General features: G+C 41.9%; 18 protein-coding genes. 13 read left to right on the top strand and 5 right to left on the bottom strand.

Annotated elements, in window-relative coordinates:
• Positions 1 to 109: 109 nt before the first annotated feature.
• The 5 genes from D6856_RS11605 to D6856_RS11585 all read right to left on the bottom strand — a co-directional run bounded on the left by D6856_RS11605 (position 110) and on the right by D6856_RS11585 (position 3,550).
• A complete protein-coding gene (locus D6856_RS11605; protein WP_120687011.1) occupies positions 110 to 919 on the bottom strand; it encodes a hypothetical protein in 810 nt (269 codons plus the stop codon).
• A gap of 81 nt (positions 920 to 1,000) precedes the next feature.
• Positions 1,001 to 1,804, bottom strand: coding sequence for a hypothetical protein (locus tag D6856_RS11600; protein ID WP_120687010.1), 804 nt, complete (start codon positions 1,802 to 1,804; stop codon positions 1,001 to 1,003).
• Between the two features lie 44 nt (positions 1,805 to 1,848).
• Positions 1,849 to 2,517 (bottom strand): hypothetical protein, encoded by a 669-nt coding sequence (locus D6856_RS11595; protein WP_120687009.1) that lies wholly within the window; start codon positions 2,515 to 2,517, stop codon positions 1,849 to 1,851.
• A gap of 14 nt (positions 2,518 to 2,531) precedes the next feature.
• Entirely contained in the window at positions 2,532 to 2,777 is a 246-nt protein-coding gene (locus D6856_RS11590; RefSeq protein ID WP_092243019.1) for a hypothetical protein, read from the bottom strand.
• Positions 2,778 to 2,827: 50 nt separating this feature from the next.
• On the bottom strand, positions 2,828 to 3,550 hold the full coding sequence (locus D6856_RS11585; RefSeq protein ID WP_120687008.1) for a hypothetical protein: 723 nt from the start codon (positions 3,548 to 3,550) through the stop codon (positions 2,828 to 2,830).
• A 217-nt stretch (positions 3,551 to 3,767) separates the two neighbouring features.
• Here D6856_RS11585 and D6856_RS11580 point away from each other — a divergent pair, with 217 nt between their 5' ends.
• The 13 genes from D6856_RS11580 to ilvN all read left to right on the top strand — a co-directional run bounded on the left by D6856_RS11580 (position 3,768) and on the right by ilvN (position 18,782).
• A complete protein-coding gene (locus tag D6856_RS11580) occupies positions 3,768 to 6,287 on the top strand; it encodes a DUF342 domain-containing protein (protein WP_158588922.1) in 2,520 nt (839 codons plus the stop codon).
• A gap of 196 nt (positions 6,288 to 6,483) precedes the next feature.
• Positions 6,484 to 7,167 carry a F0F1 ATP synthase subunit A gene (locus D6856_RS11575; RefSeq protein ID WP_092243007.1) on the top strand — a complete coding sequence of 228 codons (684 nt, stop codon included), beginning with the start codon at positions 6,484 to 6,486 and terminating at the stop codon, positions 7,165 to 7,167.
• Positions 7,168 to 7,194: 27 nt separating this feature from the next.
• On the top strand, positions 7,195 to 7,413 hold the full coding sequence (gene atpE, locus D6856_RS11570) for an ATP synthase F0 subunit C (protein WP_092243006.1): 219 nt from the start codon (positions 7,195 to 7,197) through the stop codon (positions 7,411 to 7,413).
• Positions 7,414 to 7,448: 35 nt separating this feature from the next.
• A complete protein-coding gene (locus D6856_RS11565; RefSeq protein ID WP_158588921.1) occupies positions 7,449 to 7,940 on the top strand; it encodes an ATP synthase F0 subunit B in 492 nt (163 codons plus the stop codon).
• Complete coding sequence (atpA, locus tag D6856_RS11560; protein ID WP_120687005.1) at positions 7,933 to 9,720, top strand: F0F1 ATP synthase subunit alpha; 1,788 nt, start codon at positions 7,933 to 7,935, stop codon at positions 9,718 to 9,720. Before D6856_RS11565 ends, atpA begins: the two co-directional genes overlap by 8 nt.
• Positions 9,707 to 10,645 carry an ATP synthase F1 subunit gamma gene (gene atpG / locus D6856_RS11555; protein ID WP_120687004.1) on the top strand — a complete coding sequence of 313 codons (939 nt, stop codon included), beginning with the start codon at positions 9,707 to 9,709 and terminating at the stop codon, positions 10,643 to 10,645. The genes atpA and atpG overlap by 14 nt, the downstream gene beginning before the upstream one ends.
• An 18-nt stretch (positions 10,646 to 10,663) precedes the next feature.
• Positions 10,664 to 12,055 carry a F0F1 ATP synthase subunit beta gene (atpD, locus tag D6856_RS11550; protein ID WP_120687003.1) on the top strand — a complete coding sequence of 464 codons (1,392 nt, stop codon included), beginning with the start codon at positions 10,664 to 10,666 and terminating at the stop codon, positions 12,053 to 12,055.
• Positions 12,056 to 12,057: 2 nt separating this feature from the next.
• Positions 12,058 to 12,483, top strand: coding sequence for an ATP synthase F1 subunit epsilon (gene atpC, locus D6856_RS11545; RefSeq protein WP_092242995.1), 426 nt, complete (start codon positions 12,058 to 12,060; stop codon positions 12,481 to 12,483).
• A gap of 46 nt (positions 12,484 to 12,529) precedes the next feature.
• The gene (locus tag D6856_RS11540; protein ID WP_147367835.1) at positions 12,530 to 13,033 is read left to right on the top strand and encodes a hypothetical protein; all 504 of its coding nucleotides are present in this window, start codon (positions 12,530 to 12,532) and stop codon (positions 13,031 to 13,033) included.
• 63 nt (positions 13,034 to 13,096) lie between these two features.
• Positions 13,097 to 14,155: an acyltransferase family protein gene (locus D6856_RS11535; protein ID WP_207667279.1), complete on the top strand. Its 1,059-nt coding sequence runs from the start codon at positions 13,097 to 13,099 to the stop codon at positions 14,153 to 14,155.
• A complete protein-coding gene (locus D6856_RS11530) occupies positions 14,152 to 16,620 on the top strand; it encodes a homocysteine S-methyltransferase family protein (protein WP_120687000.1) in 2,469 nt (822 codons plus the stop codon). Before D6856_RS11535 ends, D6856_RS11530 begins: the two co-directional genes overlap by 4 nt.
• A gap of 32 nt (positions 16,621 to 16,652) precedes the next feature.
• Positions 16,653 to 18,284 carry a biosynthetic-type acetolactate synthase large subunit gene (ilvB, locus tag D6856_RS11525; RefSeq protein ID WP_120686999.1) on the top strand — a complete coding sequence of 544 codons (1,632 nt, stop codon included), beginning with the start codon at positions 16,653 to 16,655 and terminating at the stop codon, positions 18,282 to 18,284.
• Positions 18,285 to 18,299: 15 nt separating this feature from the next.
• A complete protein-coding gene (ilvN, locus tag D6856_RS11520) occupies positions 18,300 to 18,782 on the top strand; it encodes an acetolactate synthase small subunit (RefSeq protein ID WP_092242978.1) in 483 nt (160 codons plus the stop codon).
• Positions 18,783 to 18,811 lie beyond the last annotated feature (29 nt).

The raw sequence follows: 18,811 nt of genomic DNA, 5'->3' as shown, positions 1-18,811 counted from the left end.
GTTCTATCGTATATGTGAAATCAAGAAAAAAGACCTGTAGGAGATTAGTGTCTCCACAAGTCTTTATTTCCGGCGCTTATATATTATTTTATGATTTTTTTAAAATAGATTAGTTAAGCTTAGTAGCGTTTGCGATAGGAGCGAAATCCTTCTGCTCAAATCCGCCGAATCCGATTACAAGAACATATCCGTCCTTAGGGATGCAAACGTATTTGTGGTTGTAATTAACGCCTTCGATGGTTCCTGTAACATCCATGCAAGGGTGCTCCTCGCCAAGGAAAGTAGTAGTACCAACAGATGTCTTTACATCAGTTAATCCGTTATTCTCAAACATTTTTACGATAGAATCAAGCTTAGACTCGATAAGAGCTTTTTCGTTGAGATAATCGTCTGTGTTGTCGGCAACATAACCAACGTGAATATCCATTGAAGAATCAAAGTTGTTATTTGCATTAAGAAGCTGTACAGGATAATCTGCTGAGAGGATTACTTCAATAACTCTCTTAGTAATCTCTTTTGCAACGGGGCTTGTTGAATAGTTGTCAACAAGTGTCATGATACCTTCTTCATTAAACTTAAGATCCTCGGGTGCTTCGACCTTAACGTTGAAGAAAGAATTCTCATAAACATTTCCTTTAACTTCGCCGATGTTGAAGTTATTCTCGATAGCTTCTTCAATTACAGCCTCAGTGCTGGCATCTGTAGCTGCGATATCTGTTGAAGTTTCTGCTGTAGCTGCATCTTCAATAGAAGATGCTTCTGCAGCAGCGTCCTCTGTAGAAGAAGCTTCTGTTGAAGCGTCAGCTGATACCTCTGTATTTTTTTTGTGATGATGGTGAGATTTCTCGCATGCGAATGTAGGCACGCTAAAGAGCATAGATAAAGCTAAAACTGATACAAGTACTTTTCTAAGTTTCATAGTTTTCCCTCTTTCCTATTTTTTATATAAGCGCCTTATCAAGAGTATCAGTTTTAGCTCTTTTTGTAAAATGTATTTAATTTAGTTTAATGAAGTTGTCTTTCCAAAATAGTCGATAAAGTCAGCAAAACCGCTAAGTTCAAACAGGTAAACATATCCGTCCTTAGAGTAGAAGAGATAGTTGGCAATATAATTCTCTTCACCTAAAGTACCTTTGAAAGTATAAACATCATGACTTTCTCCGAGGAAATTTGTACTTCTTGTTTCAGAAGTAATATTTGTGGGAGGAAGATCGCCATTTGTGTTTTTATAATCGTTTGTTGCTATTTCAAGAAATTTATCCTGATTAAAATTATTATCCTTATAAATTGTTACTGTAAAAGAATCCATATCAAGTCCTGCGTACTGAACAAGCACAGGTGAACCTGATTCTACCATCTGCATAGCAGTAGCGGGCCATTCAGCTACGGAAACGTTGTTCTTCTTGGCAAAATAATCATCTTCCGAAAGCCATACGTTGTCAGGTAGAGTCATTTTCAAATTTAAAAATGAGTTTTCGTAAACGCCTGCTTCACCTACTTTTACAGTTTTGCCGAGCATTGCGGAAGGATCCTGTGCAGAAGCGGATGCGTTGGAAGCAGGAGCGGAGTTTTCGCTTGAAGTCTCATCAAATCCCATATCGGTGTCTTCGAGTGATTCATACTCAGAATCAACATCAATAGATTCGATTGAGGTTTCTACACCGGAACTCATTTCTACATCCGTGTTACCGGATTCCTCGACAGTTTCAGTTGCTGTTTCATTGATCTGATCCTCATCAGAACATCCCATAACTGAGAGGATAGTAGCGGCTGCAACAATTGCAGCGATAATTTTCTTATTCATATTTTCATTTTCCTTCTTTTTGTTTTTATATAATTTCTTTTATATTACTTTTTTAAAAGTGATGATTTCTTTAAAACTTCTGTCTGGTTACGACCATATCCGTCTATAAGTACTTCCATATAGCAATCGTCTTTAAAATAGAAAGTGTGAGCGGATGTAAAATTACGTCCGGCATATTGTCCTTTAACTAAGATTACAGGACGATCCTTACCAAAACAGTTAATCTTTTTAAGTCCGCTTTCGGAAATTGTAAAATCGGGATCTTCATTCCATGCATCAATAGTAGATTGAAGGTCTTCTTTTGCGATAGTCTTCATGAAAATCTGTTTTTCTTCTTTTGAATCGAATTTTCCTACAGCGATTGAAACGACATTATTGTTGCTTTCGAAATGCTGAATATATACATGCTCGCCGGCATTTATTGCAGCAATTCTCTTGTCTGCGGAATAACCGTTGGGATCAACTCCGTTATCGGCTGCAAGATCGGCGTCAGTTCCGATTGTTGAGTTTTTGAATAACGGAATCTTAACTCCGAAATATTCGTTTGTATAGGATTTGCCGTTAGTAGATCCCAAAATGGATGCGTCAACGCTGCCTGCAGCAAAAGCTTCATTGGAAAGACCGATCATGCATGCGCCGAAGATTGTAAGCGCTGACAAAGCCAAGGCTAAGATATTTTTAATTCCCATTTTTCTTTCAATACATTTTTTCATTTTTTCTCTCCTTATTATTCACTAAAATCTAAATCTGAAATCATTTTTGAAAAACCTGCATTGGGTAGTACTTCCTCTTCGGCAGGTGATTCTTCTTGTTCTTCGTACATGTAGTCGTGAGCGATTCTGTATGGCTCATCGGCATGTGTCTTGTTAAAATGTGTCATGGTAAAGAAATTGATAATTATAAAAATGATAGCTCCAACAATATAAACTTCCATATTTAATCTTTTAAGATCTTTTTCCATACTTTTTTCCATGATTTTGTTCCCCTTTTTTAATCAATCCCAAACAATAATTTCTATCTATATCAATTAAGCTTAGTGGCGCCGTCCAAAATAATACAAACTTCTTCGGATGGACCGCCGACAGCGAATGTTCCGATATAACCATCTTTTAAAAGACAAATGACTTTGGCGTGGAATGTTACGCCTTGAGCTGTACCCGTCATTGAGAGACATTCATGTTCTTCTCCTATAAAAGTGGTCTTTTCAATCGATGTGCTGATATCTGTTAATCCCATTCCCTCGTACTGCGATATAAGAGAATCCTTGCTGGCTTCAATTATTTTCTTTTCGCTTAGTAGAGCGGTGGCGATTTTTCCTGCAGAACCAATCGAAACTGTGAAGGCTGAAAGATTATTATCTGTAGCATATGCTACGGCAAGGGAGCCTTGCTTATCCATCGCTTCTTTCAGCTGTTCATTGGTGATAGTGTTATCAACCAATCCGTTAAGTTCTGCAACCTTAACTTCATCCGCGAACACCATTCCTTCTGATACAGGAATCTTAACATTAAAGAATTCGTTTTCATAAACATTGTCTATGACTTCGCCGGATGTGAAGTTTGCATCTGTTGAAACCTCAGTGGAAGATTTGTCTGCCTCATCAAGCGAGTCATCATCGGACGCTTTGACTTCAATCCCCGATGATGTACCAAGCGTCGCCGGCTGAATCAGTACTTTGTCCCCACAAGCAACAGATGTAATTGCGATTGCAATTGACATAAGTGTTACTATTATTCTTTTTTTCATACCTGATTACCTCTCCGAGCTAAATATTAACTCTAACGTAATATTACTTTAATAGATATTAAAAAATATGTCAACACTTTTTTAAAAAATATCTCATTTTTATTTCATAAAGCTTTTAAAACTACAGTTTATTGAGAAAAGTACATATTGTATGGTAGAATTAATATATATTTGGAAGAAATCTGAATATTCTTTATCTTATGAGGGCATAAAATTTATGACAGTGCAGGATGATGAGCTTGTGAATGAATTAAATAGTTATGCCGGACTTGAATCTTTTAATAAGAACGCCTATGAGAGAGAATTAGAGTTGTGTGCAAACTTAGGAGCCGATGTTGAGAAACTTAAGGCTCTTGGTTTTAATGCCCTCCAGCTTGCTGAGATAAGGAAGGGTATTGCAGATAAAATAGATGTTTCTAAATATACTAACCCTGAAATGCCTTGGACGGAGATGGAAGAACTTCGTCTTGAGATGTCTCAGGGTATTGATATGTCATCATATAGGGAACAGGGTTTTGACCTTCAACAGCTCTCACAGATCCGCCAGGGTATTGCTATGGGAATAGATGTTACGGTTTATGCAAAACCTGAGTATCTGGCAGATCAGATGAGAGAATTGCGCATTGGTCTTTCCAAAGATCACGATGTTCCCATTATCTTTTATCAGGACCCGTCTTATGACAGTATGCAGATGAGAGAGATTAGAAAGGGGCTTGAAGCCGGTATCGATATTTCTCATTATGCTTCTCCGGCAATTCCTTATATGAAAATGAGAGCTGTCAGAAAGAGCGCGGTTGACGGGCTCATATTCAGCGGCGGAGAGATCACCAAATATAATGCAAATATACTTGAGCAGCTTCACCTTGCACATCTTGACGGGGTTGATATTCAAAGATACATAAAAGACAGCTTTGATGCCGAACAGCTTGAGCAGATCAGAATCTGTTTAAAGGAAGGCATCGATATAGACCGTCATATAACCGGTGATATGAGAGGCGATGCGATCAAAGAAATAAGGCTCGGACTTGAAAGCGGTGTTGATGTCGGTCAGTACGCAGATCCGTCATACGGATGGATGCAAATGTACGAGCTCAGAACGGGACTTGAGCATCAGATAGATATTTCGCCTTATGCAAAGCCTCTGTACCAGGCTGATCAGATGCGTGAGATTAGGCTTGGCATAGAAGAAGGCCTTGATATCAGTAAGTATTCAACGATGATGTATACCGCTACCGATATGAGGCGCATAAGAGAGAAGCTTGAAAAGGGTGAGATAACCAGCGGTGAAAGGAAGGTTGCGGCTGATAGTCCCGCTGCACTGGACAGAACCGAGGGTATCAGTGATGACGCTGTGCTTCTTAATTCTATGCTGGCGCATAAGGATGATTATATTTCTTTCTCGGCAGACGATATGCTCTGTATGTTAAAGCTTCCGCTTAGAAGTGACGGTGCTTCTTATACGGAAGAACTGATATTTAACTTCCTATTAAAATGTAGGATCAGAATGGGTATCGATAAAGAGGGCATCAAAAGGATGCTTCGGCATATCAATTCCGGTGAGAATTACGTTGTTGCCGCAGGTAAAGGCCCTGTTGACGGTGTTGACGGATATTATGACTTCTTCTTTGATACCGAGACCAATAACGAACCTATAATATTAAAAGACGGTACGGCCGATCTTTCCAATATGGATACGCTTAAGCAGGTTCGCGTAGGCGATAAGCTTGCTTATTATCACAGAGCGACCAAGGGTGAAGACGGATACAATGTATTCGGAGAAGCTCTGAAAGCCAGAAACGGTAAAGAAATCCCGATACTTAAGGGCGAAGGCTTTATGATCCTTAACGACAGAGTTACTTATGTTGCGAAATATTCAGGCGCCATAAGTATGGTTGACGGTGTGATCAATATTCAGAAGGTAATGATCGTTCCGGAAGTTAAGGTGACGGATAAAAAGATCAATTATGACGGCGTTGTATATGTAACGGGCGACGTTCATTCAAGCAGTGATATCAAGGCTACCGGAGATATTATTATCGGTGGTCATATGGAAAGCTCCGAGATCGTGAGCGGTGGTAATGTCATAATTAAAGGTGGTGCGACTTGTCCTATAAGAGGTTCAATCACTGCAAAAGGAGATATTTCCGCCAAGTTCTTTGAGGGAGTTACGATCACAGGTAAGAATATATCCGGTAACTACTTTATTAACTGTAAGATCAACTCAAGCGGGCTTATAAAGACTTACGGACGTGTCGGAATTATATACGGCGGAACGTGCCAGTCGCTTGTCGGAATAGAAACGGCTTCCGTAGGAAACAGGTCAGGTGCCAAGACAATCATCAATCTTGGAGTTAACGGTTCACTCCTAACTGAGTACAATAATATTCAAAAGATGATAAGCAGAGAGGAAGAGGATCTCAGAACCCTTCAGACAGAGAGTCTTAAGCTCCAGGAAGCAGGCGCTGTCGATAGGCAAAAGATGCAGTGGAAGATCAAGATCAACGCGGCTATCGGAATGAAAGAAGCTAAGATAAAAGAGCTTTCTGCCAAAAAGATAAGGATACAAGCCGAAATCGACAAAGGAAGTGCCGCTCAGGCCGTCATATCGGAAGTGGCTTATGCCGGAACCATATTCGTCATAGACGGAATTGTTCTTAGAATAGAGAACGACAGAAAGACTTATGACAAGATGATCGTCAAAGCAAACGCTCAAAAGGATGCGATCGAGATCATCTAATTTTGAAGCGAACGTTAAATAAAATCCATGAAAGGACGAGGCAGAGAAGCTTCGTCCTTTTTGACGGAATATTCAGAAAACTTTAACTGCGTGGCGAATATTATTTGCGCAAAATATGTTTTAACCGTGAAAAGGATTGCACAATTACCGCATAAATTCTATAATAGTCTATAGTTTTGATTAACAGGAGAGCTGTATGAAAGAACTATTTAATGAACTTCTTAAAGAAGATAAAGCATTTATTCATGTTCCTTACGGGAACGGTTTATTTGATCTTTATAAGTCGGTTGTTGTTTCTTGGATAGTAATAGGTATTCTTATTCTTTTAATCTTATTTCTTACCCATGGTTTTAAGGTGCACAATATTTCAAAAAGACAGGCCGCCGTTGAAAGCTTTGTACTCTGGATAAGAGGAGTGACGGGAGGTATGCTCGGAGAAGAGGGCGTCAGATATCAGGACTATATGGCTACGGTACTTATTTTTATCTGTGCCTGCAATATGGTCGGATTGTTCGGAGCCACTCCGCCGACTATGGATCTGACCGTTACGGTAGCTCTTTCTCTTATGAGTATAATTCTTGTCGAAGCGGCAGGGCTTCGCAAGAAAGGTCTAGGAAAGTGGTTTAAGGGCTTTGCACAGCCGATGCCCGTGATCGCGCCCATGAACATACTTGAGCTTGCCATAAGACCTTTGTCTTTGTGCATGCGACTTTTCGGTAATATCTTGGGAGCGACGGTAATCATGGAACTTATCAAGCATGTTATGCCGGTTATTTTCCCCGCATTATTAAGTGTTTATTTTGATATATTTGATGGTGCAATACAGGCGTATGTATTTGTATTTTTGACATCATTATATATAAAAGAAGCAGTCGAGTAATATTTGACGCTAAGGAGGAACAGTAAGATGAATTTAACAGCATTAGGTGCAGCTATTGCAGCATTTACAGGAATCGGAGCAGGAATCGGTATCGGCCTTGCCACAGCTAAGGCTACTGATGCGGTTGCAAGACAGCCCGAAGCGGACGGAAAGATCATGAAGCTTCTTCTTCTTGGATGCGCGCTTGCCGAGGCAACAGCTATTTATGGCTTCGTTGTGGCTATTATGATTATCTTTTCTACATGATCTTTGATTAAACTATTAGAGACGAGGGTATAGACGTGTTAAATGTTAGTATCTTAAGTATTGGGTGTACAGTTTTTAATCTTTTGCTTTTGTTCTTTGTAGCCAAGAAGTTTCTTTTTGGAAGAGTAGATGCCATTCTTGTAAAGAGAATGGAAGAGGTTGACGAAGCTACTTTGGAAGCAGAAGAGGCCAAGCAGAAAGCTCTTAATACGCAAAAAGAATACGAGGATAAGATAGCGTCCGTTGATGTTGAAAAAGAGCATATTCTTTCCGAGATCAAGAAGAAGGGCTATGTTGAGTATGATCGTATAGTTAGCGATGCCAAGAAAAAGGGAGAGCAGATCCTCGTAGAAGCCAAGCACAATGCCGAGGTTGAGAATGAGCGTGCAAAAGAAGTTTATGCGGCTCAGCTTACAGACATGGTTATCGACGCGGCTTCCAAGATTGCGGCAACCAAGCACAGCAGTGAAGATGACAAAAAACTGTATGACAAATTTATAATTGAAGCCGGAGTAAACAATGAGTGATGTTTTAAAAGCTAAGCTCCGCTATGCAGATACGGCTCCGAGCGGAGAGCAGTTTGACAAGATCAAGTCTGTTCTTTGCAAGAAGTTTGAAGTTGATGACATAGAGGTTGAGCTTGTATGCGATCCTTCCATCGGCGGCGGATTCATAGTGTCTTGCAAAAACTATGAATATGACTGGTCGGATGCCGGAAGGGCCAAACAGCTTCGTGCTGAACTTAATAAGATAAGCCGCAAGACCGGCGACAGAGAGACGGGCAAGATCATCTCAATGCTCAGCAATAAGGTTGAGAGATTTGATCTTTCCATTAAGGACCGTGAAGTCGGAACAGTTACCTGGGTCGGAGACGGCATTGCAAATATTGACGGAATAGAACATGCATTTTACGGTGAGATCATTGAGTTTGAGGGCGGTACCAGAGGTATGGCTCAGGATATAAGAGACGATCACATAGGATGCATTCTTTTTGGTAATGATACATCGATCAGACAGGGAACAAGAGCTGTCAGAACATATAAAGAGGCCGGTATCCCTGTTGGAGAAGCCTTTATAGGAAGAGTTATCGATGCTCTCGGAGCGCCTATAGACGGACTTGGCGATATCAAGGAATCGGGCTACAGACCTGTTGAGGAACCCGCACCCGGTATCGTTGAAAGGCAGTCTGTGTGCGAACCAATGGAAACGGGTATTTTATCAATAGATACAATGTTCCCTATAGGAAGAGGACAAAGAGAGCTTATTATAGGCGACAGACAGACCGGTAAGACTTCCATTGCACTTGATACGATCATCAATCAGAAGGGCAAGGACGTTATCTGCGTCTATGTTGCCATCGGTCAGAAGGCATCAACCGTTGCCAAGATCGTACAGACCCTTAAAAAGACCGGAGCCATGGCTTATTCCATAGTTGTAAGTTCAACGGCTTCCGATATGGCGCCTCTTCAGTACATAGCACCGTATTCGGGAACGGCTCTTGCAGAGTATTTCATGCACCAGGGCAAGGATGTTCTTATAGTATATGACGATCTTTCCAAGCACGCCGTTGCTTACAGAGCACTTTCGCTCCTTCTTGAGAGATCGCCAGGACGTGAAGCTTATCCCGGAGATGTATTCTATCTGCATTCAAGGCTTTTGGAGAGATCAAGTAAGTTATCTTCAGAGCTTGGAGGAGGCTCCATTACGGCGCTTCCCATTATAGAGACACAGGCAGGTGATGTATCTGCTTATATCCCTACCAATGTTATTTCTATTACCGACGGACAGATTTTCCTTGAGAGCGATCTTTTCTTTGAAGGAATGAGACCTGCCGTTAACGTCGGACTTTCCGTATCTCGTGTGGGATCTGCGGCGCAGACCAAAGCAATGAAAAAGGCTGCGGGCAGTATAAGAGTAGATCTTGCGCAGTACAGAGAAATGGCTGTGTTTACGCAGTTCAGTTCCGATCTGGACGAAGCGACCAAGAAACAGCTTGATCACGGTAATGTATTGATGGAGCTTTTAAAGCAGCCTCTTGAGCATCCTCTTGCGATGCATGAGCAGGTTATCATACTCGTTGCCGTAGGTTCGGGAAAACTTGATATGGTTCCCGTCAAGAGCGTTAAAGATTATAAAGAAAGACTTCTTACTTACTTTAATACGGAGCAGGGTGAGATCTGCGAGGATCTTACCAAGAGCAGGGATCTTTCAGATCTTTTGAAAAAGAGAATTTTGGACGCCGTAGATGAGTTTAACGATGCGGAGAACAAAAAACTGAAGGAAGAAATAGCAAGTGGCAACTATTAAAGAGATCAGGGATCGTATAGAAAGTGTCAACGATACCCGGAAAATTACAAATGCGATGTATCTCATATCTTCAACCAAGCTCCAAAGAGCAAAGAAGATGCTGACAGATACCGAGCCGTTTTTCTTTTCCACTCAGGCTATGATATCCAGAATTGTAAGGCATTTGCCTGAGGAAGTTGAGAATATCTTTTTGGAGACAAGGCTTGATATTCCCGAGGAAGATAGAAGACGCGGCTACATCGTCTTTACCGATGATAAGGGACTTGCGGGCGCATATAACCACAATGTTATCAAGCTTGCCGAGGAACATATCAAAGAGGACGGTGACAGATGGAAGCTCTTTGTGATAGGCGAAGTCGGAAGATTTCATTTTGCTACAAAGAATATGAAGATTGAGGAATCTTTTATATTTACATCTCAGAATCCCACTCTTCACAGAGCAAGAAAGATTGCGGCAGAGATACTTGAGTATTACTACACAAGACAGGTTGATGAGTTTTACATCATTTATACAACGGTTCACGGCAATAAGACGGAGACCAGATTCCAAAAGCTCCTTCCGCTTGATATCATTACGGACATCAGAAAAGAGAAGGTGCCTACAGGTACAATGCTTGAGGAATTTCTGATGGAACCCAGTCCTTCCGCCGTATTGGATAATATAGTTCCCAATTATATTACGGGATTTATATACGGAGCGCTTGTAGAAGCATTTTGCAGTGTACAGAGCGCGCGTATGATGGCGATGGATAACGCCAACAAAAACGCCGAGAAGATGATAATGGATCTTCAAAGAACCTATAACAGGCAAAGGCAGGCGATGATAACTCAGGAAATAACTGAGGTTGTCAGCGGTGCCAAGGCGCTTAAGCATGCCAAAGAAGTTAAGGCAAAAAAAGCAGCCAAAGCCAAAGAAGCTAATTAATGAATCGAGGATATTCTTTTGAAAAACGGTAAGATTTTACAGGTCATGGGACCGGTTGTTGACGTAAAATTTGAAGACAACGATCTTCCATATATCAGCGACGCTCTTTATGTATATGTAGAAGATAAAAAGCGTGTCATGGAGGTTTCGCAGCATATCGGCGACAATGTTGCAAGATGCATCATGTTATCTCCAAGTGAAGGCTTATGCAAGGACATGGAAGTAATCTCTACAGGAGGACCTATTACTGTTCCCGTAGGTGAAGGAGTTTTGGGCCGTCTGTTTAACGTAATGGGCGATGTTATCGATAACAAGGGAGAAGTAGCCTGCAGCGAGAAGTGGGAGATTCACAGAGAAGCTCCGAATTTCGTAGATCAGAGTCCTGTTGTCGAGATACTTGAGACCGGAATTAAGGTTATCGATCTTCTTGCTCCTTATGCAAAAGGCGGTAAGATCGGACTTTTCGGAGGCGCCGGTGTAGGCAAGACCGTGCTTATTCAGGAGCTTATTCAGAATATCGCAACCGAGCACGGCGGATACTCCATCTTTACTGGTGTAGGAGAGAGATCCAGAGAAGGAAACGATCTCTGGCTTGAAATGACGGAGTCGGGAGTTATCGATAAGACGGCGCTTGTCTTCGGACAGATGAATGAGCCGCCCGGAGCCCGTATGAGAGTAGCCGAGACTGGACTTACTATGGCTGAGTACTTTAGAGATGTTAAGCATCAGGATGTGCTTCTTTTTATAGATAATATTTTCCGTTTTGTGCAGGCAGGCTCGGAAGTTTCATCACTTCTTGGAAGAATGCCTTCGGCTGTCGGTTATCAGCCGACACTTGCAACAGATCTCGGTGCACTTCAGGAGAGGATCACTTCAACGAGATTCGGCTCGGTTACATCCGTACAGGCTGTATACGTTCCCGCCGATGACCTTACCGATCCCGCTCCCGCAACGACATTCGCACACCTTGACGCTACGACGGTTCTTTCACGTAAGATCGTAGAACAGGGTATTTATCCTGCGGTAGATCCGCTTGAGTCATCAAGCCGTATCCTTGAAGAGGATATTGTCGGAAAAGAGCACTATGAAACTGCCATTAAAGTTCAGGAGACTCTTCAGAAATACAAAGAACTTCAGGACATCATTGCTATCCTCGGCATGGAAGAATTAAGTGATGATGACAAGCAGACTGTATACAGAGCCAGAAAGATTCAGAGATTCCTTTCTCAGCCTTTCCATGTTGCTGAGCAGTTTACCGGAATCCAAGGAAAATTCGTTCCTCTTAAGGATACGATAAAAGGCTTTAAGGCAATCATCGACGGCGAGATGGACGAATATCCCGAGGCAGCGTTCTTTAACGTTGGTTCGATCGAAGAAGTTATTGAGAAGGCTAAGCAGATAGAGGCGTAATTATGAGTAAAGAAAAAGCCCCGACCTTTGGACTTAGGGTTATATCTGTAAACGGAATATTTTATGATGACAGAGCAGAGGAGATTATCCTTCCCTGCGCTGACGGTGAGCTTGCTATCCTTGCCAATCACGAGGAGCTTATCCTTGCGCTTTCCGACGGAGTTATCAAGATCAAACAGCCCGGCGGAGAGTGGCTTTACGGAGTTGTGAGTTTGGGGTCTGTACAAGTAGCCAACAATAGGTGTATAGTTCTTGTGAATACCGTTGAAAGACCTGAAGATATTGACAAGCAAAGAGCAAGGGAGGCTTATGAGTTTGCCATGGAGCATCTTCAGCACAAACAGTCTATCAAAGAGTTTAAGAAATCTCAGGCGGGACTTGCGAGAGCTCTTACAAGACTCAAGGCGGCATCCAAATATTCTGACTAATATACGGAGTGATATTTTGAAAAAGTTTTTTAGAAAAAGTTTTTGTTTGGGTTTGGTTTTTGTGTTCATATTCATGGCAGTCGGATGTGGAAAGAAAAACGATAAGCTCGAAGCTTATAAGACCGAGATGTCTGAGTTTTATGATAAGCTCTCGCAACTTGGTGATTCCATAGATGCTATCGATCCTAATTCCGAGGGCTCCAAGGAAGAGCTTCTTGGATATCTTGATGAAATGAATGATATATATCAGAAGATGGGACAGTGTGAAGTGCCCGATGAGTTTTCCGGTGTTTCCGAGATTACCGTCGAAGCTGCAGAGTATATGCAGAAAGCCAACGAGTGTTATCATCTTGCTTATGACGGCGAATTCGATGAAGAGAATGAACAGCTTGCTTCTCAGTATTATGAAAGAGCCAACAACAGAGCGATGGTAATCTTGCAGGTTCTTCACGGAGAGGTTCCTTCCGGTGAAGGAGTTTCCGTCACGACAGAAGATGCATATCAGTTATCGACTATAGATTCAGAGGATTCAGATTCAAGCACTGAGTAACATCAGTGCTTCTTTTCTAGTATAATAGGAAACGCTCCGCAGTGATGCGTCGGAACTATGCCCATGGAAATGAAAGAAAATAAATTTTTATATCTTATAAGTTTTATAGCATGCATGCTTGTTATTGTAATCCATACAGGTTTTCCGGGAAATTTCGGAACAGTTATGGAAGCTGTCAGTAGGATGGCTGTTCCTTTTTTCTTTGTTTTATCCGGAAGATATCTTCTGAGGGACGGTGACGACAACGCTCAAAAGATACGTGAAAAAAGCGGAAGATATTTCATAAAGATATTAAAAGTCACCGCCTGTGTATATATCATTTATTTTATCTTTTCGATAGCTGTACATTTGTATCTGGGTGATTCAATCAAAGAATGGCTTTTTTCAAAATACGGATATAATGAGGCTTTAAGATTCGTTTTGTTTAACTCCGGAACATTTGTATATGACTCTGCATTTGTGTTCGATCATATGTGGTTTTTGTTCGCACTTTTGTATGTTACGGGACTTATCTATATTTTTGCACCTGTACTCAGGAAGTGGTATAAATTCCTTATTGTTGCATTGCTTGTCTTATTGTATTTCGGGCAGGCACTTCAGACATTTTATCCGATAAGACCGTTTGGAATAAGCATAGCGACTTGGTATGTTATGAGGAACTGGTTGTTTATCGGTATGCCCTTTGTGCTTCTTGGCATATTTTTGTCCGATCTTTTCAGGGGCAAAAGAAATGAGCTTAAAGATTCGTATATAGATGTAATGAGTGCGAAGAAGCCGGTCTTTATTTTCATGACAATATTCGGAACGCTGTTGTCTATAGTTGAAGCATTTATTTTCGGTAAAAAAGAAGTGTATTTAGGATCTTTGATCGTAGTCGTCGGAATATTTCTTTTGTCTGAATGCAAAGTTTTTTCCGGGGATCATTTGTATAAGATCGGGAAAAAGAGCTCTAATTACATTTACTATTATCATGTGCTTGTTTTGGCAGTGGTAGATAGATTATCATATGCAGAGATAATTCCGTATCCACCGATGTGGCTAAAGCCGTTCTTGATAGCGGTCTTATGTTTGATATTGTTTTATTTCGCTCCTATATTTATAAAAAAGGTAAAAGATAGATGAACAGAGAACAATTTTTGGAATTTACAAAAGACAGGATAATATTTCTTGACGGTGCGACGGGCTCCAATCTCATAAAGGCCGGTATGCCGGTCGGAGTTTGCCCCGAGGCGTGGATCCTTGAACATAAAGATGTAATGAAGGAGCTTCAGAAGAATTATGCTGAGGCGGGTTCCGATATTGTCTATGCTCCGACATTTACCGGAAATAGGATAAAACTAGCTGATTACGGCCTTGATAAAGATATAGTTAAGATAAATACCGAGCTTGTCCGGTTGTCAAAAGAAGCCGTTGCAGGCAAGGCTTTGGTTGCCGGAGACCTTACGATGACAGGAAAGCAGCTTAAGCCTATAGGCGACCTTGATTTTGAAGAGCTTGTCGATGTTTATAAGGAACAGATCAAGATTCTTGAAGATGCAGGCTGCGATCTCCTTGTTGTTGAGACCATGATGAGCCTTCAGGAGTGCAGAGCTGCGCTTATAGCTGCAAAAGAGGTATCGGATCTTGCGGTAATGGTCACACTAACATTTGAAGCTGACGGAAGAACGCTCTTTGGCTCTGATGCAGCTGCAAGTGCCATTACATTGGAAGCTCTCGGAGCTTGCGCCGTCGGAGCAAACTGCTCGACGGGTCCCGATAAGATGGAAGAGATCATTCGCAGCATGGCGGAGGTTACTTCTATACCGATAATTGCTAAGCCAAATGCAGGACTTCCTTCCGTTGATGAGGACGGAAACACTACCTATGACATGGACTGCGATACTTTCGTTGTCGAGATGGAAAGACTTGTTAATGTCGGAGCCTGTGTGCTTGGCGGTTGCTGCGGTTCAACACCTGCTTTTATCAAAGGAATCAAAGATAGATACGGTGAAGTTAAGCCCAGTACTATCGTTGACGGTGAAGATAATCATATTAAGAGAAAAGATCCTTCGAAAAGATATCTTTCATCAGAGAGAAGCTCGCTTTCTTTTGGAATGGACGATCTCTTTATGATAGTTGGTGAGAGGATAAATCCCACAGGTAAAAAGAAACTCCAGGCGCAGCTTCGAGAAGGAAATCTTGAGATGGTAATGGATTTTGCCCAGAGTCAGGAAGAAGACGGAGCTTCGATACTTGATATAAACGTCGGAATGAGCGGAATCGATGAAAAGAGCATGATGCTTACGGTTATGGAAGAAGTGAGTTCCATAACGGATCTTCCGCTTTGTATCGACTCTAGTAGCGCCGAAGTAATGGAGGCTGCTCTTCGCAGATACCCGGGAAGAGCACTTATGAATTCAATATCACTTGAAAAGGGTAAGGCAGAGGTTTTCCTTCCTCTTGCAAAGAAATACGGTGCGATGTTTATTCTTCTTCCTCTTAATCCCGAGGGACTTCCGAAGTCATCGCAGGAGAAGATAGATAATATAAACAAACTTTCACAGATGGCATTTGATATGGGAATGGTCAAGCAGGACATTGTTGTTGACGGTCTCGTTGCAACAGTCGGAGCCGATCCAAAGGCGGCGCTCAACACACTTGATACGATAGGCTATTGTCATTCAAACGACTATGCAACTATCTGCGGATTATCCAATATCTCATTCGGACTTCCTCAGAGAAGTAATGTAAACACTGCGTTCCTTACAATGGCGATCCAGAACGGACTTACCATGGCTATTGCCAATCCGTCTCAGGAAATGCTGGTAAATGCGGCTTTTGCGTCAGATCTTTTACGCAATAAGGAAGGCGGAGATCTTCGCTACATCCAAAGGATGCAAAGGTATGAGATTAATAATGCACAGGGTGATGCTCCTGCAAAAGAGGTTAAAAAGGACACTCCCGCTGATGGTGATATTCTTGGTATAATAAAAAAAGATGTGCTTAACGGTTCAAAGAGAAATATCGTAAAAGATACTGAAAAAGCAGTGAGCATGGGCATTGAACCCAGAGTCATTCTCGATACGGTCTTGATGCCTGCGATCAACGAAGTCGGAGATCTTTTTGATAAAGGAAAGTTTTTCCTTCCGCAGCTTATAGCGGGCGCTGAAGCCATGAAGCTTTCTATCGGTTATCTCGAGCCGCTTCTTAAGGATAGCGCAGATACCGGCAAGGAGCTTCCTTCGATCGTTATTGCTACGGTTCACGGCGATATTCATGATATCGGTAAGAACCTGGTGGCTCTTATGCTTAAGAACTACGGCTTTAGAGTGGTTGATCTTGGAAAAGATGTTCCAAAGGAAGAGATAGTTAAGGCTGCGAAAGAGAATAATGCAAGTATCATTGCTCTTTCAGCTCTTATGACGACTACGATGAAAGAGATGAAAAATGTGGTCGATCTTGCCAAGGACGAGCATCTTGATGCAAAGATAATTATAGGCGGAGCGGTGGTCACACCCGATTATGCCGAAGAGATCGGGGCGGACGGTTATTCATCAGATGCGGCCGATGCGGTAAGACTGGTTAAACAGATACTTAGTATTGAATAAATATAGACTTATGTTTATTGAGGAGGATTGTTATGATTGGAGCTGAGGCGATAGTTAAGTGCCTTGAAAAAGAGAAGACCGAATACGTATTTGGTTATTCCGGAGTTGCAATTGATCCTTTTTGGAACAAGATTCTTGATACCAACATCAAGAGTGTTCTTATAAGGACTGAGCAAAATGCTGCTCATTGCGCAAGCGGATTTGCACGTATCAGCGGTAAAACGGGAGTGTGCGCCGTCACATCAGGCCCCGGTGCGACCAATCTTATAACGGGAATTGCTACGGCATATGCCGACAGTATCCCTCTTGTTTGCATAACAGGACAGGTAAACAGCGACATGATAGGAAGTGATGTCTTCCAGGAGGCTGATATTACCGGTGCCGTTGAGTCTTTTGTTAAATATAGCTACCTCGTAAGAGATGTTGCGGACATTCCGAGAATCTTTAAGGAAGCTTTTTATATTGCGAGCACAGGTCGAAAAGGCCCTGTACTTATCGATATTCCTTTTGACATCCAGAATGCGGAGTTCCCCGGCAAGTTTGTATATCCCGAGACAATCTCCATGAGAACCTACAAGCCTACGGTTAAGGGCAATATGGTTCAGATCAAGAAAGTTATTAAAGAAGTTGAGAAGGCCAAAAAGCCTATTATCTGTGTGGGCGGCGGAGTTCATTTGAGTAATGCAACCAAGGAACTTAGACAGTTTGCCGAGCTCAACAACGTTCCCGTTGTTTCAACAATGATGGGAATAGGAGTAATGCCGACAGAGCATCCTCTTTATTTTGGAATGGTCGGTAACAACGGTCAGTCTTATGCAAATAAAGCCATGAATGAATCCGATCTTCTTTTGATGGTCGGAGCAAGAGTTGCGGACAGAGCAGTGAACAGACCCGATCTTATCACAGAGAATAAGGTTATGGTCCATATAGATGTCGATCCCGCCGAGATAGGTAAGAACGTCGGTCCTACAATACCTCTTGTGGGCGATATCAAGCATATCTTCCAGGATTTCCTTGAACAGGACGATCATGCGGACGATCATTCCGAGTGGATCGCTACTATTAATGAATACAAAGAGGCAGCTCTTTCCAAGGCTAAAAAGAGTGTTAAGAAGAAAGCCTACGTTGAGCCTAAAGAGTTTATAACAAAGCTCTCCGGCGCAATGAAGAACGATGCGGTCTATGTTGCCGATGTCGGACAGAACCAGATGTGGTCTTGTGCTTATCATATAGTAAAGAACGGCAGATTTATTACTTCGGGCGGAATGGGAACGATGGGATATTCAATCCCGGCTGCGCTCGGTGCCAAGCTTGCAAGTCCCAAGAAACAGATAGTTGCCGTTACCGGAGATGGAGCATTCCAGATGTCCATGATGGAGCTTGCGACGATGAGACAGTACGGCGTTGCGGTCAAGATTGTGGTAATGAAGAACGGTTATCTCGGAATGGTAAGAGAGCATCAGCACTTTGCGTATAACGACAACTATTCCATGGTTGAGCTTAAGGGGGATCCCGATCTTTCGCTTATCGCGGCTGCATACGGTATGGGCTATGCGAAGGTTGACGGATCGAGCAATCTTGAAAAAGAACTTAAATCTTTCCTTTCAGACGATTCATCGGCGCTTATGGAGGTTATAGTTGATCCCAAGGCGCTTACCAAGTAATAAGGAGGGACTGTGATGAGAAGAATATATTCAGTCTTGGTAGAAAACAGAGCAGGTGTACTCTCCAAAGTATCGGGACTATTTTCAAGAAGAAATTTCAATATCGAATCGCTTGTTGTCGGTGAGACTGCCGATAAGAGCGTTTCATGTATGACCATCGTTTCATCGGGTGATGAGCGTACTATCGAGCAGATCGAAAAACAGCTTAATAAGAAGATCGATGTTATCAAGGTTAAGACCTTTAAGGAGAGCCTTAGTATCAACAGAGAGCTTATGCTCATAAAGGTTAAATACAACAAAGAGAACAGAAGAGATATCATGGAGAACTGTGAGATCATGAATGCCTCTATAGTAGACATGTCCAAGAATCTTATGGTTATCCAGATCTGTGACACTTCGGAGAGAATAGAACTCTTTATAGAAATGCTCAAAAGCGTGAGTATTGTTGAAATTGCACGCACCGGAACAGTAGCATTGACGAAGTGTAAAGAGCAGTGATATAATCTGATTTAATTGGTTAAAAGATT

The sequence above is a fragment of the Butyrivibrio sp. XB500-5 genome (genome assembly GCF_003625505.1).
GTDB lineage: Bacteria > Bacillota > Clostridia > Lachnospirales > Lachnospiraceae > Butyrivibrio.
This window is presented reverse-complemented; position numbering and strand designations above follow the sequence as displayed.

Coding starts and splice junctions, on each gene's coding strand:
- D6856_RS11605 (WP_120687011.1), bottom strand. CDS start 919: ATGAAACTTAGAAAAGTACTTGTATCAGTTTTAGCTTTATCTATGCTC.
- D6856_RS11530 (WP_120687000.1), top strand. CDS start 14,152: ATGAACAGAGAACAATTTTTGGAATTTACAAAAGACAGGATAATATTT.
- atpC (WP_092242995.1), top strand. CDS start 12,058: ATGAGTAAAGAAAAAGCCCCGACCTTTGGACTTAGGGTTATATCTGTA.
- D6856_RS11580 (WP_158588922.1), top strand. CDS start 3,768: ATGACAGTGCAGGATGATGAGCTTGTGAATGAATTAAATAGTTATGCC.
- ilvB (WP_120686999.1), top strand. CDS start 16,653: ATGATTGGAGCTGAGGCGATAGTTAAGTGCCTTGAAAAAGAGAAGACC.
- D6856_RS11535 (WP_207667279.1), top strand. CDS start 13,097: ATGGAAATGAAAGAAAATAAATTTTTATATCTTATAAGTTTTATAGCA.
- atpA (WP_120687005.1), top strand. CDS start 7,933: ATGAGTGATGTTTTAAAAGCTAAGCTCCGCTATGCAGATACGGCTCCG.
- D6856_RS11590 (WP_092243019.1), bottom strand. CDS start 2,777: ATGGAAAAAAGTATGGAAAAAGATCTTAAAAGATTAAATATGGAAGTT.
- ilvN (WP_092242978.1), top strand. CDS start 18,300: ATGAGAAGAATATATTCAGTCTTGGTAGAAAACAGAGCAGGTGTACTC.
- D6856_RS11600 (WP_120687010.1), bottom strand. CDS start 1,804: ATGAATAAGAAAATTATCGCTGCAATTGTTGCAGCCGCTACTATCCTC.
- atpE (WP_092243006.1), top strand. CDS start 7,195: ATGAATTTAACAGCATTAGGTGCAGCTATTGCAGCATTTACAGGAATC.
- D6856_RS11595 (WP_120687009.1), bottom strand. CDS start 2,517: ATGAAAAAATGTATTGAAAGAAAAATGGGAATTAAAAATATCTTAGCC.
- D6856_RS11575 (WP_092243007.1), top strand. CDS start 6,484: ATGAAAGAACTATTTAATGAACTTCTTAAAGAAGATAAAGCATTTATT.
- D6856_RS11585 (WP_120687008.1), bottom strand. CDS start 3,550: ATGAAAAAAAGAATAATAGTAACACTTATGTCAATTGCAATCGCAATT.